The following is a 13551-nucleotide window of genomic DNA, read 5'->3' on the forward strand; positions in this document are numbered from 1 at the left end:
ACTTGACTAAATTAGTCTGATACAGTTAACGCTGCAACCCATTGCGATCCCTCGCAACGAAAAATCACCGAAATCCGCCGCGCCAGCCTTCGCGAGCTACGGCAAGACATGCATCAAGGATGGCGCACATGCTTACCTCCACCCTGCGCGGCACGACCGCGCTCGTCTGCCTGTCGCTGGCTTTGCCGGCCGCGGCACAGGACACCGATCCCGGGTTCCTCGGCACGCTGGTTCTGACCGGCGGCAAACGCGACCTCAGCTTCGGCACGGCGCTGTCGCGCACCGTGGTCGGCGAAGAGGAGATCCAGGACCGGCAGGCCAGCACCGTGGCACAGCTTATCGACTCGGTGCCCGGCGTTACGCTGGTGAACGGCACGACGCCGCAGGGCTCGGGCATCAACATCCGCGGCTTCGGCGCCAACACGACCTTCGGCACGGACCAGAAGATCGCGGTGCAGATCGACGGCGCCTCTGTCGGCTCGGAAGAGTTGTACCGCATCGGAACGCAACTCTTCACCGACCCGCTGCTCTACCGCGAGGTCGAGGTGCTGCGCGGCACCATCGGCAGCTTTGCCTATGGCTCGGGCATCGTCGGCGGCGTGGTGAAGCTGGAGACCAAGGACGCGTCGGATTTCACCGGTGGCCTGCCCGGCTTCGGCGGGTCCCAGACCTTCGAATACAGTTCGAACGGCGACGGCTGGGTCAGTTCCACGAACCTTGCCTGGATGCCTGCCGAAGGCGCCGAATTCCTGCTCAACTACTCCTTGCGGGACCAGGACAACCTGACAGCGGGCGACGGGTCGACCATCGGCAACAGCGCCTTCCGCACGCCGTCCTACCTGGCCAAGGGCCGGTTCATCTTCGGACAGGACGATGCCCATTCGCTGACCTTCAGCCATTCCAGCACCGTGGCAGACGACAAGGACGTGCCCTATGACCAGTTCGACACGACCGGCGGGTCGTTCGGCAATGTCGACCGTCTGACCGAGACGGCGCAGACCGTTCTGGAATACCGGTTCAACCCGGCCAGCGACCTGATCGATCTGCGCGCAAATCTCTCTTACGCCGACCAGCTGATCGAATATGACTACATCCCCGGCTCGTCGAGCCTTGAAGGCACGCCGACCTTTCCGTTCCTGCTGAGCACGGTGAACGCCGATCAGCGCTACGAGACCACCAAGCTGACGCTGACCAACCGCTCCCTGTTCGACACCGGCGCGGTGGGGCACGACATGCTGGCCGGGGTGGAGGCGCAGCGGCGCGTCCGTGCCGACAATACCGCGGCCGGTGCGCCGGGCGGAACGAACGACCGCTTTGCGATGTTCGTCGTCGATGAAATGACCCTTGGACAAGTCACGGTCACGCCGGCGCTGCGCTACGAAACATCCCGGCTGGAAAGCTCGGAATCCTTGGCCGGCGTGCCCGACAGCTACGAGGACGACGCGCTGATGGGCGGATTGGCGCTGGCCTATGATTTCGGCAACGGCCTGTCGGTCTTCGGCTCGGCGGCCTATACCGAGGGCCTGCCGATCATCGACGATCTGGGCACCGGGGCCAATTCGGTCCGGCGCCTCGACATGTCCGAGAAATCCCGCACGCTGGAACTGGGCGCCGAATACACCGGCGTCGATGTCTTCGCCGATGGCGATACGTTCTCGATCCGCGGCAACCTGTACCAGACGAAACTCTGGGACATCACCAGCTACACCGTGCCGGGCTCGACGACGCAGGATCTCGAGCGCGTGGAGTCGAGGGGCTTCGAACTCGAAGCGTCCTACGGGATGGCGAACGGGCTTTATCTGGATGTCGCCGGGCATCTGGGCGAGGCGACGGAATACAACCCCGACGGCAGCGACACGACCTGGCGCAACAGCCCGGCGGATCGGGCGCAGCTGACCCTGGGCCGGAAATTCGGCGACCGGCTCGATTTGAGCTGGGAAATGGTCCACGCGGTCGATCGGCGTGACGCGCTTGGCGACGATCTGCCCGACAGCACGATGCACAACCTGCGTGCGACCTGGAAGCCCGACACGCAAGGCTGGCTCGAAGGCAGCGAGATGCGCTTCGGCGTCGAAAACGTGCTGGACGCCGATTACGTGGGGCACCTGTCATCCGCTACCCGGAAAGCGCCGGGGCGGACCTTCAAGGTCTCGCTGACGAAAACCTTCTGAGACCGGCGGCCGGGGCCGCGGTCCCGGCCGACCTTTGACAGGCGGTCGCCAGCGCAGCGCGCGGTCGGCTTCTATTCTCCGGCCTGCTTGCACCGCGCCGGGGATCGTGCTTGGTGCGCCGCACGGCGCCGCCCGCGATGGCCGGAGTCGCGTTGAAGAGACGGAACGGGACATTTCGCATGACACGACATGGCGGACAACTCTTGGTCGAATGCCTTGTGGCGCTGGGCGCGCGGCAGGCCTTCGGCGTGCCGGGGGAAAGCTATCTGGCGGTGCTCGACGCGCTGCACGACACCGGCGGTCGGCTCGATTTCGTCAACTGCCGGCACGAGGGCGGTGCCGCCTTCATGGCCGCCGCCTGGGGTAAGCTCACCGGGCAGCCTGGCATCTGCATGGTGACGCGGGGGCCGGGGGCCACCAATGCGTCCATCGGCGTGCATACGGCGATGCAGGACAGCAGCCCGATGATCCTTCTGGTGGGGCAGATCGGCACGCAGATGCGCGGCCGCGAGGCGTTTCAGGAGGTCGACTACAAGGCGGTCTTCGGCACCATGGCGAAATGGGCGGTCGAGGTCGACGAGGCCGCCCGACTGCCCGAGATCCTGGCGCGGGCGTGGAAGACGGCGCTGACGGGCCGGCCCGGCCCGGTGGTCATCGCCTTGCCCGAGGACATGCTGAGCGCGGCCACGGACGTCCCCGCGCTGACCGGTCCGGCGGACTATCCCGAACCCGCCCCCTCGGCGGCGGCGCTGGAGCGCGCCCGCGACATCCTGGCCGAGGCGAAACGCCCCCTGATCCTTTACGGTGGCTGCAACTGGACCGATGCGGGCCGCACGGCGCTGCAGCGCTTTGCCGAGGCGTCGGACATACCCGTGGTCGCGGTTTTCCGCTACCAGGACCAGTTCGACAATTTCTCGCCCTGCTTCTGCGGCGATGCCGGGGTGGGCATGACGCCCGCGGTGCAGAAACTGATCCGCGAGGCGGACGTGATCCTTGGGCTCAACAACCGTTTCGGCGAGAATTCCACCGCCGCCTGGACGCTGCTAAACGTGCCGAGGCCGCGGCAGCGGTTGATCCATGTGCACGGGTCGGACGCCGAGTTGGGCAAGATCTACCAGCCCGAGATCGGCATCCACTGCGGCCCCAGCGCCTTTGTCCAGGCCATGGCCGACCAGCCGGTCAGCGGACCCTGGGCCGATTGGCGCGCGGCGGCGCGGGCGGACTGGGAGGCGGGGCAAAAGCTCGGCCCGCAGCCCGGCCCGGTGGACATGGGGCAGGTCATCGCGCATCTGCAGGAGGTGCTGCCCGAGGACGCGATCCTGACCAACGGCGCGGGGAATTTCGCGGTCTGGTCGAACCGGTTCTTCAAGTTCGGGGCGAAGGCACGGCTGCTGGCGCCGCAATCAGGGGCCATGGGCTATGGCGTGCCGGCGGCGGTGGCCGCCTGCATCGCCGAACCCGACCGGCAGGTGATCTGCCTCGCCGGGGACGGCGATTTCCAGATGAACGGGCAGGAACTGGCCACCGCCGCGCAGGTCGGGGCGAAGCCGGTGGTCCTGATCGTCAACAACGGCATCTACGGCACCATCCGCGCGCACCAGGAACGGCACTACCCGGCGCGTGTCAGCGGCACCGCGATGGCCGGCAACCCCGATTTCGCGGCGCTCGCCCGGGCCTACGGGTTTCACGCCGAGCGGGTGGAGAGCACGGCGGATTTCCCGGCGGCCTTTGCCCGGGCCTGTGGCTCGCCCACCGGCGCGGTGCTCGACCTGGTGGTGTCGCCAGAATCGCTGACCCCGAAGGTGACGCTCACGCAAATGCGCGAGGCGGCGATGAAGGCGCGGCACCAGGCGTGACGGGGCAGTAAGCCGGGCCATCGGTCACATCGGAACGCAAGCGCATCGCAGAGGCGCTCGAAGGGTCTCGCTGACAGCCGAAAAGATCGGACGGAGCAGGCACCGTGCTGCCTGTGCCTCGGCCGCCTGCGGAGCTGGGCAAACGGGTGGTCAATGCCTGCGCCGGTGCCACGGCCTCGGGGTAAGGGTGGCAAAGCCCGACCGCTCCGGTCAGGCACCTGCCGAATGCGCGGGATACGCGCCTCAGGCCCAGCGGCCCTCGAAATCCTCGGGCACCAGCAGCACATCGCGGTCGAGCGTGGTGACGTCCCGCCGGCCGCAGAGCGCCATGGTCGTATCGAGTTCCTTGTGAATGATCTCGAGCGCCTTGGTGACGCCCGCCTGGCCCATCGCGCCCAGCCCGTAGATGTAGGACCGCCCGATCATCACGCCCCTGGCCCCCAGCGCCAGCGCCTTGAGCACGTCCTGCCCGGACCGGATGCCGCTGTCGAAATGCACCTCGACCTCGTCGCCCACGGCGCGCACGATCGACGGCAGCATGCGGATCGACGACAGCGCGCCGTCAAGCTGCCGCCCGCCGTGGTTCGACACCACGATGGCGTCGCAGCCGACGTTCACCGCTTGCCGCGCATCCTCCACATCCAGAATGCCCTTGAGGATCAGCTTGCCGCCCCACTTTTCCTTGAGCCGTGCCACCGTGTCCCAGTTCAGCGCCGGGTCGAACTGCTCGGCCGTCCAGGAGCTGAGCGAACTCATGTCGCCTACGGATTTGGCGTGCCCGACGATGTTGCGGAAGGTGCGGCGGTGGGTACCCAGCATTTCCAGCCCCCAGGCCCACTTGGTCGCAAGGTTGGCGATTGTGCGCGGGGTCAGCTTGGGCGGGGCCGACAGCCCGTTCTTGAGGTCCTTGTGCCGCTGGCCGAGGATCTGCAGGTCGACCGTCAGAACCAGCGCGGAGCAGCCCGCGTTCTTGGCCCGGGCGATGATGTTGTCGACGAACTCCTCGTCGCGCATGACGTAAAGCTGGAACCAGAACGGCGCCTTGGTGGCGCCGCGCACGTCCTCGATGGAGCAGATCGACATCGTGGAGAGCGTGAAGGGCACGCCGAATTTCTCTGCCGCCCTGGCCGCCTTGATCTCGCCGTCGGCATTCTGCATGCCGGTCATGCCCACGGGCGCAAGCGCCACCGGCATGGCGACCTCTTCGCCGATCATGGTGCTGCGCGTGCTGCGGTTGGTCATGTCCGTGGCGATGCGCTGGCGCAGGCGGATCTTGTCGAAATCCGACGTGTTCTCGCGGAAGGTCTGTTCGGTCCAGGAGCCACTTTCGGCGTAGTCGAAGAACATCTTCGGCGCGCGGCGGCGGTGCAGGCGTTTCAGGTCGTCGATATTGGTGATCACCGGCATGGGGCGGACCTTTTCGTAGAGCGTGCGGACACCGCCTACTAATGACCCAAACCGTCCGATCCGTCAAAGCGCGCCATTGCCGCGGGCCGGAACCGGGGGTCCGCGATATCGTTGCCTCTTTATGTCCTTGCTTCAATCGCTACACGACACCATCGACAGCCCGGCGTTCCTGATCGGCTGGGCGGTGCTGATGATCCCCTGCCTGGTCTGGACGATCCGCGACCTTGCGACAAAGAACGCGCACCTGATGCCGCTGATGAAGTTGGTCTGGACGCTCACGGTGCTCTACTCCGGCCCGCTCGGTCTGCTGATCTACCGGGCCACCGGCCGCAAGGAGATCGCCGCCGACACGCTCTGGCGGCGGTCCTTCCGGTCAGTGGCGCATTGCTACTCCGGCTGCGGCATGGGCGAGATCGCGGGCGTGATCCTCGCCGCCGGCATCCTGTCGCTGGCGTCGCATTACGTCGCTCTTGTCACCTTTGCCTTCGCCTATATCGCCGGTTTCGCGCTGACCGTGGGGCCGCTGGTGCAGGGGGGCACGCCGCTGCGCACGGCGCTCTGGGATGCGTTCCTGGCGGAAACGCCAAGCATCACCGTCATGGAGGTCACCGCCATCGGCGTGTCGCTCTGGCTCGCGCAGGGCGCCGGCATGGGGGAGGCGGCTTTCTGGTCGTCGCTGATCGTATCGCTGAGCGCGGGGCTGATCGTGGCCTATCCGGTCAACGTCCTGCTGATCCGCTGGGGCGTCAAGGAAGGCATGATGGATCCGCGCATGACCGATCACGGCGAGGGGCATGACCACGGCGGGCACAAGGGCCACGCCGCGCGGTCCTGACCTCAGAGTGCGTCGATCCGGGACAGGGCGACCTCGGCCTGGTGGTCGCGGCCGTAGGCCACCAGCGCCACGCTTCGGATGGTGTCGCCGCTGGGCGGACGGCGCACCAGGTTTCCCGAAGGCTTGAACGCCGATAACGGGAGGGTGACTTCGGACCAGTCTGGCCCAGCGTCAAAGCCCGCCTGCCAGTATTGCCCCGGCAGCATCATGCCGCTGGTGCGGAGGTGCAGGAAATACCGCTGCCCGTTGCCCAGGGCGCGGATGCGCAGGGCGGAGGTGTCGCTTGGCAAGCCACCCGGAAGATCGTGCCGCGCCTGCACGAAGCCGCCGCGATTCTCGGTCGAGACGTCGCCTGTGATCTGCATCGCCGCTTCGCCGTCGAGCGTGCCGAAGGTCAAGGTGCCGGTCGACACGCCGCCCATCACCTGGTCGGTGAAGAAACGCCAGCGCGCGGCGGCGTCGCCGGTGAAATCGTCGATGGTCATGTCGCGCGCCTGCAAGGCCGCGGGCAGGGCGATCAGAAGTGCCAAGGCGCCGCGGCGGGTGAATCGATCAATCATGGCCTGTGACCTAGCATCCGCGGGGCAGGTTTCGACCCGTTGTGCGATGCCCGGGGCCGCCGCCGAAATTCTCGAGAATTTCGGGCCGTTTTCCTCGAGGAAAACGCGCCCCTCGGCGACGTCTCAGCCCTTGGGATAGCCCAGCTCTTTCAGCGACTCGCGAATCTCGTCGATGATCGCCGGATCGTCGATGGTGGCCGGTACCTTGACCTCGGCCCCGTCGGCGATCTGGATCATCGTCCGCCGCAGGATCTTGCCCGACCGCGTCTTGGGCAACCGGTCCACCACGGCGCACAGCTTGAAGGCCGCGACCGGCCCGATCTGGTCGCGCACCCGTTTCACGCATTCCGCCGTGATCTCGTCATGCGGCCGGTTCACGCCCTTGGTCAGGCAGACGAACCCCATGGGCAATTGGCCCTTGAGCTCGTCCGCCACCCCGATCACCGCGCATTCGGCCACGTCCGGGTGGCCGGCCAGCACCTCTTCCATGCCGCCCGTGGACAGCCGGTGCCCGGCCACGTTGATGACGTCGTCGGTGCGCGCCATGATCCAGACATAGCCGTCGGCGTCCTTCATGCCCGCGTCGCCAGTCTCGTAATATCCGGGGAAATGCGACAGATAGCTCTTGCGGAACCGGTCCTCGGCGTTCCAGAGCGTCGGCAGGGTCCCCGGCGGCAGCGGCAGCTTGATGGCGATGGCACCGAGCTCTCCGTCCGCGACCTCGCGGCCCGCCTCGTCGAGGATGTGAATGTCATACCCCGGCATCGGCACGGTGGGCGAGCCGATCTTCACCGGCAGCGGTTCGATCCCCACCGGGTTGCCGGCGATGGTCCAGCCGGTTTCGGTCTGCCACCAGTGGTCGTAAACCGGTTTGCCGGTCAGGTTCTGCGTCCATTCGATGGTGTCGGGATCGGCGCGTTCCCCGGCAAGGTAGATCGCACGCAACCCGCTGAGATCGTATTTCTTGAGGAATTCGCCCTTCGGGTCCTCGCGCTTCACCGCGCGGAAGGCGGTGGGCGCGGTGAAGAAGCTCTTCACGTCATGTTCCGCGATCACCCGCCAGAAGGTGCCGGCGTCGGGGGTGCCGACCGGCTTGCCCTCGAACACGATGGTGGTGTTGCCATGCACCAGCGGCGCATAGCAGATGTAGCTGTGGCCCACGACCCAGCCCACGTCCGACGCCGCCCAGAAGACCTCTCCGGGATCGACGTTGTAGATGTTCTTCATCGACCAGTGGAGCGCCACCAGATGCCCGGCGGTGGGGCGCACGACGCCCTTGGGCGCACCGGTGGTGCCGGAGGTGTAGAGGATATAGGCGGGATGGTTGCCCTCGACCGGCACGCAGTCGGCCGGTTCCGCGCCTTCCTGGAAGGCATGCCAGTCGAGGTCGTAGCCGTCTTCCAGCTCGCAGGGGGCCTGGTCGCGCTGCAGGAAGACGGTGAACTCGGGCTTGTGCGCGGCCTGCTCGATGGCACCGTCGACCAGGGGCTTGTAGGCCACGATGCGGCCCGGTTCGATCCCGCAGGAGGCGGCGAGGATGGCGCGCGGCTTGGCGTCGTCGATCCGCACCGCAAGTTCATGCGCGGCAAAGCCGCCGAACACCACCGAATGCACCGCCCCCAGCCGGGCGCAGGCCAGCATCGCCTCGAGCGCTTCGGGCACCATGGGCATGTAGATGATCACGCGGTCGCCCTTTTCGACGCCGCGCGCGCGCAAGGCTCCGGCCAGCCGCGCCACGCGGGTCTGCAACTCGGCATAGGTGATCCTGGACTGGGTGCCGGTGATAGGGCTGTCGTGGATGATCGCCACCTGGTCGCCGCGGCCCGCCGCCACGTGCCGGTCGACGGCGTTCCAGCAACCGTTGAGCCGCCCGTCCGAGAACCACTCGTACAGGTGCTCGCCGGTCTCGAACAGCGCCCTTGACGGCTTCTGGTCCCAGTCGATCGCCTCGGCCAGCTGCATCCAGTAGCCCTCGGGATCGTTCTGCCAGCTTTGATATACCTCGGAATAGCCCATGATCGTCTCCTCCATCCACTGCACTCAGCGATACGAAGGCACTTCCGCAGCGGCAAGGGGCTTGCCGCCTGTTAGCGACGGAAGCGGCGGGAATATTTGCGATGAGGCACATCTCTGTCCTGCAAATCTTTGCAAACCGGCGCGAAATATGGGGAAGTCTTGGGTGCAGGGCAGGTTTTGCAAAGCTGCAAACTGTCAACCGCAAAGAGGCGATTCGGCTGGTTTCGTCCGCGGAAAGAGGCTGCCGGAGCGGTCGCGAGGGGACGGACACACGCCGCCCCGGTCAGCTTTTTCCACCGGCCAAACGCGCACGCGGGTTTGGGGACGTCAGGCTTGACCGGTGGGGAATATGGCAAAATGGGCCATGCGGAGTTGAGTAAAACCCTTGCTTGGAACAATGACTCAACCTTAACGCGAGGTCACCCGCGAGTCACGATGAAAATTTCCCCTACGTCACCTTTGATCAGCCGTAATGCGACACCGGCGTGCCGGCGATGGCCGCCATATTGAGCAGTCCGCGGGCGGTGATCGACGGCGTCACGATGTGGGCGCGGTTGCCCATGCCCATCAGGATCGGCCCGACCTCGAGTCCGCCGCCCTTCATCTTGAGGATGTTGCGCACGCCGCTGGCCGCATCCGCATGGCCGAAGACCAGCACGTTGGCTGCGCCCTTCATGCGGTTGTCGGGCAGCAGGCGTTCGCGCAGCGCGGGGTCGAGCGCGGCGTCCACGTTCATTTCGCCTTCGTAGCAGAAGTCGCGTGCCTCGGCGTCCAGCAGCGCCAGCGCCGCGCGCATCCGGTTGCCGGAGCCGTCGCCCTGGTTGCCGAACTGCGACTGCGAACACATGGCGATGTTGGGCACTAGGCCGAAGCGGCGCACGTGTCGCGCGGCGGCGACCGCGGTCTCGGCCAACTGCTCGGGCGTGGGGTAGACATGCACATGGGTGTCCGCGATGAACAGCGGCCCGTCCTCGAGGATCATCATCGACAGCGCGCCGACCGGGTGCAGCGCGTCCGCCGACAGCACCTGGTTGATGTAGTTGAGGTGCCAGCGAAACTCCCCGAAGGTGCCGCAGATCATCGTGTCGGCCTCGTTGCGGTGCACCATGACCGCGGCGATGGCGGTGGTGTTGGTGCGCATGATCGCCCGGGCCAGGTCCGGGGTGACGCCACGGCGGCACATCAGGTGGTGATAGCTTTCCCAGTAATCGCGGTAGCGCGGATCGTTCTCGGGGTTCACGATGGTGAAGTCGCGGTCGGGCCGGATTTCCAACCCCATGCGCTCGCAGCGCTGCTCGATCACCTCGGGACGGCCGATCAGGATCGGTTGTTCGGTGGTTTCCTGCAGGATCGCCTGGGCGGCGCGCAGCACGCGTTCGTCCTCTCCTTCCGCAAAGACGATGCGGCGCGAGGCGGTGGCAGCCGCTTCGAAGACCGGGCGCATGAGCAGGGCGGATTTGAACACCGACGCGTTCAGATGCGCCTTGTAGGCGTTCATGTCGGCAATCGGGCGGGTGGCCACGCCGGTCTCCATCGCGGCCTTGGCCACGGCGGAACTCACGACGCTCGACAGGCGCGGGTCGAAGGGTTTGGGGATCAGGTATTCCGGCCCGAAGGTCAGCTGCTCGCCCTTGTAGACGGCGGCCGTCTCGGCGCTGGTGGTGGCGCGGGCCATGGCAGCGATGCCCTCGACGCAGGCGATCTCCATCTCGTCGTTGATCTCTGTCGCGCCGACGTCCAGCGCCCCGCGGAAGATGAAGGGAAAGCACAGGACGTTGTTGACCTGGTTGGGAAAATCGCTGCGCCCGGTGGCGATCAGGGCATCCGGGCTGGCGGCGCGGGCCAGCTCCGGCGTGATCTCGGGGTTGGGGTTGGCGAGGGCAAAGATGATCGGGCGCGCCGCCATCTTCTTGACCATCTCGGGTTTCAGCACGTTGGGACCGGAAAGCCCCAAAAACAGATCGGCGCCGTCGATCGCCTCGTCCAGCGTCCGCAGGTCGGTCGGCTGGGCAAAGGCCGCCTTCTGGTCGTTCATGTCCTCGGTCCGGCCCTCGTAGACCAGGCCGTGAATGTCGCAGAGCCAGATGTTCTCGCGCTTCACGCCCAGCTTGACCAGCATGTTGAGGCAGGCGATGCCCGCCGCCCCGCCGCCGGTGGAGACGATCTTGATCTCCTCGAAGGACTTGCCGGCGATGCGCAGCGCGTTGGTGGCCGCGGCCCCCACGACGATGGCGGTGCCGTGCTGATCGTCGTGGAACACCGGGATGTTCATCCGCTCGCGGCAGAGCTTTTCGACGATGAAGCAGTCGGGCGCCTTGATGTCCTCGAGGTTGATCGCGCCGAAGGTCGGCTCCAGCGCGCAGACGATCTCGGCCAGTTTCTCGGGATCGCTTTCGTTCACCTCGATGTCGAAGCAGTCGATGCCGGCGAATTTCTTGAAGAGCACCGCCTTGCCTTCCATCACCGGCTTCGAGGCCAGCGCGCCGATGTTGCCGAGCCCCAGCACCGCGGTGCCGTTGCTGACCACGGCGACAAGGTTGCCGCGCGCGGTGTAGTCGCGGGCGGTGTCGGGATCGGCCTTGATCTCCAGACAGGCTTCGGCCACGCCGGGCGAATAGGCGCGCGCGAGGTCGCGGCCGTTGGCCAGCGGCTTGGTGGCGCGAATCTCCAGCTTGCCGGGTTTCGGAAAGCGGTGATACTCGAGCGCCGCGTCGCGCAGCGTCTTGTCGGGCGTGTCGGCCATGGGATCCCTCGGTTCTGGTTTTGCCGCCGTTTTAATCACGTTGCGTGTCGCAGGGGAAGGCCGTTGAGCCGCCGCGGGTGCGCAGCGCCGTGTTCCTCGCGCGTCCCTGATCCCGCTTCATCTTGCCAATAAACCTCCGGGGAGCGCGAGGGGCAGCGCCCCTCGCATTCCGCCCCATCGACCCGCGCGGCACCTGCCGCAACGCCCCGCTTGCATCCGCCCCCGCCTGCACCCAGTCTGGAGCAAAACCGGAGAGACCCGATGCCGCTGATCGACGAGGCCCGCCAAGTGCGCGAAAATGCCCATGCGCCCTATTCGAACTTCAAGGTCGGCGCCGCGATCCGCAGCGCCTCCGGCGCGGTCTACCGCGGCTGCAATGTAGAGAATGTCGCCTATCCCGAGGGCACCTGCGCCGAGGCGGGCGCCATCGCCGCGATGGTGGCGGCGGGCGAGACCGAGATCGCGGAGGTCGCGGTCATCGCAGCCAGCCCCGCGCCGGTGCCGCCCTGCGGCGGCTGTCGGCAGAAGCTGGCGGAATTCGCCCGCGGCGACGTGCCGGTGACGCTGGCCACCACCGACGGGGCGACCCTGCGCATGACCGTGGCCGAGCTGCTGCCCGGCGCTTTCGGCAAGGGCCACATGGACACCGCCTGATGGACGCCCGCGCCATCATCGCAGGTTTGCGTCGCGGCGACGTGCCCGATGCGTCGGCACTGCGCTGGTTCGCGCGAGGCCTCGCCGATGGCGCGGTGAGCGATGCGCAGGCGGGGGCTTTCGCCATGGCGGTCTGCCTGCGCGGCCTCGGCGACGCGGGCCGGGTGGCGCTCACGCAGGCGATGCGCGACTCGGGCGAGGTGCTGCGTTGGGACTTGGGCGCGCCGGTGCTCGACAAGCATTCCACCGGCGGCGTCGGCGACTGCGTGAGCCTGGTTCTGGCCCCGGCGCTGGCCGCCTGCGGGGTCTACGTTCCGATGATATCGGGGCGCGGGCTGGGCCATACCGGCGGCACGCTCGACAAGCTCGAGTCGATCCCGGGCTTTGCCTGCGATCTCGACACCGCGCGGTTTCGCGCCGTGGTGGCCGAGGCGGGCTGCGCCATCGTCGCCGCCTCGCCGCGGATCGCGCCCGCCGACCGGCGGCTCTACGCGGTGCGCGACGTGACCGGGACTGTCGAGAGTCTGGACCTCATCACCGCGTCGATCCTGTCCAAGAAGCTCGCCGCCGGGCTGGACGGGCTGGTGCTCGACGTCAAGGTGGGCGCCGGCGCCTTCATGAAGACCGAGGAGGACGCCCGGGCGCTGGCGCGGGCGCTGGTCGGAACGGCTCAGGCGGCGGGCTGCCCGACGACGGCGCTGATCACCGACATGGACCAGCCGCTGGCCCCGGCGCTGGGCAACGCGCTCGAGGTCGATGCGGCGATGGCGGTGCTGGCGGGCGGCGGCTCGGCCCGGCTGACGGAGTTGAGCGCGGCCCTTGGCGGGGCGCTTCTGGCGAGCGCCGGAGAGGCCGAAAGCGCCGAGGCCGGGGCGGCGCGCATCGCCGAAGCGCTGGCGTCGGGGGCGGCGGCGGAGCGCTTCGGGCGCATGGTCGCGGGGCAGGGCGGCCCGCGAGCCTTTGTCGAGGACTGGCGCCGCTTCCTGCCCGAGGCGCCGGTGATCCGCGAGGTCGCGGCGGAGCGGGACGGCACCGTCGCTGCCATCGACGGCGAGGCGCTGGGCCTTGCCGTGGTGCGGCTGGGCGGCGGGCGGCAGGTGGAAAGCGACCGCGTGAACCCGGCGGTGGGCCTGTCGGACCTGGTGCGGCTGGGCACATCCGTCCGCCGCGGCCAGCCGCTGGCGCGCATCCACGCGGCGCGCGAGCACGAGGCCGATGCGGCGGCGGCGGCGGTGCGCGCGGCGGTGCGGCTCGGCGAGTCTCCGCGCGTCGGGCCGCTGGTGCGGGACCGAGTGGTGTCCGGGTGATG

Annotated in this window: 9 protein-coding genes; 5 read left to right on the forward strand and 4 right to left on the reverse strand. The window is 67.6% G+C overall.

Features of this window, described 5'->3' with window-relative positions; all coding sequences use genetic code 11:
- Nucleotides 1–128 precede the first annotated feature (128 nt).
- Complete coding sequence (locus DU478_RS17105) at nt 129–2171, forward strand: TonB-dependent receptor domain-containing protein (protein WP_114512184.1); 2043 nt, start codon at nt 129–131, stop codon at nt 2169–2171.
- A gap of 179 nt (nt 2172–2350) precedes the next feature.
- Entirely contained in the window at nt 2351–4027 is a 1677-nt protein-coding gene (locus tag DU478_RS17110) for a thiamine pyrophosphate-dependent enzyme (protein WP_114512185.1), read from the forward strand.
- A 243-nt stretch (nt 4028–4270) separates the two neighbouring features.
- Here DU478_RS17110 and DU478_RS17115 read toward each other — a convergent pair whose 3' ends face one another.
- Nucleotides 4271–5434, reverse strand: a complete 1164-nt coding sequence (locus DU478_RS17115; protein WP_114512186.1) for an alpha-hydroxy acid oxidase — start codon at nt 5432–5434, stop codon at nt 4271–4273.
- Nucleotides 5435–5555: 121 nt separating this feature from the next.
- Between DU478_RS17115 and DU478_RS17120 the strand changes: the two genes are divergently transcribed.
- Nucleotides 5556–6269, forward strand: a complete 714-nt coding sequence (locus DU478_RS17120) for a DUF4396 domain-containing protein (protein ID WP_114512187.1) — start codon at nt 5556–5558, stop codon at nt 6267–6269.
- Nucleotides 6270–6271: 2 nt separating this feature from the next.
- Here the strand turns inward: DU478_RS17120 and DU478_RS17125 are convergent, their stop codons facing one another.
- The 3 genes from DU478_RS17125 to DU478_RS17135 form a co-directional block, all read right to left on the reverse strand.
- Nucleotides 6272–6829 carry a CIA30 family protein gene (locus DU478_RS17125; protein ID WP_114512188.1) on the reverse strand — a complete coding sequence of 186 codons (558 nt, stop codon included), beginning with the start codon at nt 6827–6829 and terminating at the stop codon, nt 6272–6274.
- A gap of 123 nt (nt 6830–6952) precedes the next feature.
- A complete protein-coding gene (locus DU478_RS17130) occupies nt 6953–8845 on the reverse strand; it encodes a propionyl-CoA synthetase (RefSeq protein ID WP_114512294.1) in 1893 nt (630 codons plus the stop codon).
- A 463-nt stretch (nt 8846–9308) separates the two neighbouring features.
- Nucleotides 9309–11588 carry an NADP-dependent malic enzyme gene (locus tag DU478_RS17135; protein WP_114512189.1) on the reverse strand — a complete coding sequence of 760 codons (2280 nt, stop codon included), beginning with the start codon at nt 11586–11588 and terminating at the stop codon, nt 9309–9311.
- Nucleotides 11589–11849: 261 nt separating this feature from the next.
- Here DU478_RS17135 and DU478_RS17140 point away from each other — a divergent pair, with 261 nt between their 5' ends.
- Together DU478_RS17140 and DU478_RS17145 are read left to right on the forward strand one after the other, a co-directional pair.
- Nucleotides 11850–12242 (forward strand): cytidine deaminase, encoded by a 393-nt coding sequence (locus tag DU478_RS17140; RefSeq protein ID WP_114512295.1) that lies wholly within the window; start codon nt 11850–11852, stop codon nt 12240–12242.
- Nucleotides 12242–13549 (forward strand): thymidine phosphorylase, encoded by a 1308-nt coding sequence (locus tag DU478_RS17145; protein ID WP_199488365.1) that lies wholly within the window; start codon nt 12242–12244, stop codon nt 13547–13549. The genes DU478_RS17140 and DU478_RS17145 overlap by 1 nt, the downstream gene beginning before the upstream one ends.
- The last annotated feature ends 2 nt before the right edge of the window (nt 13550–13551 follow it).

Origin of the sequence: Thalassococcus profundi (assembly GCF_003344785.1) — a bacterium.
Lineage (GTDB): Bacteria > Pseudomonadota > Alphaproteobacteria > Rhodobacterales > Rhodobacteraceae > Puniceibacterium > Puniceibacterium profundi.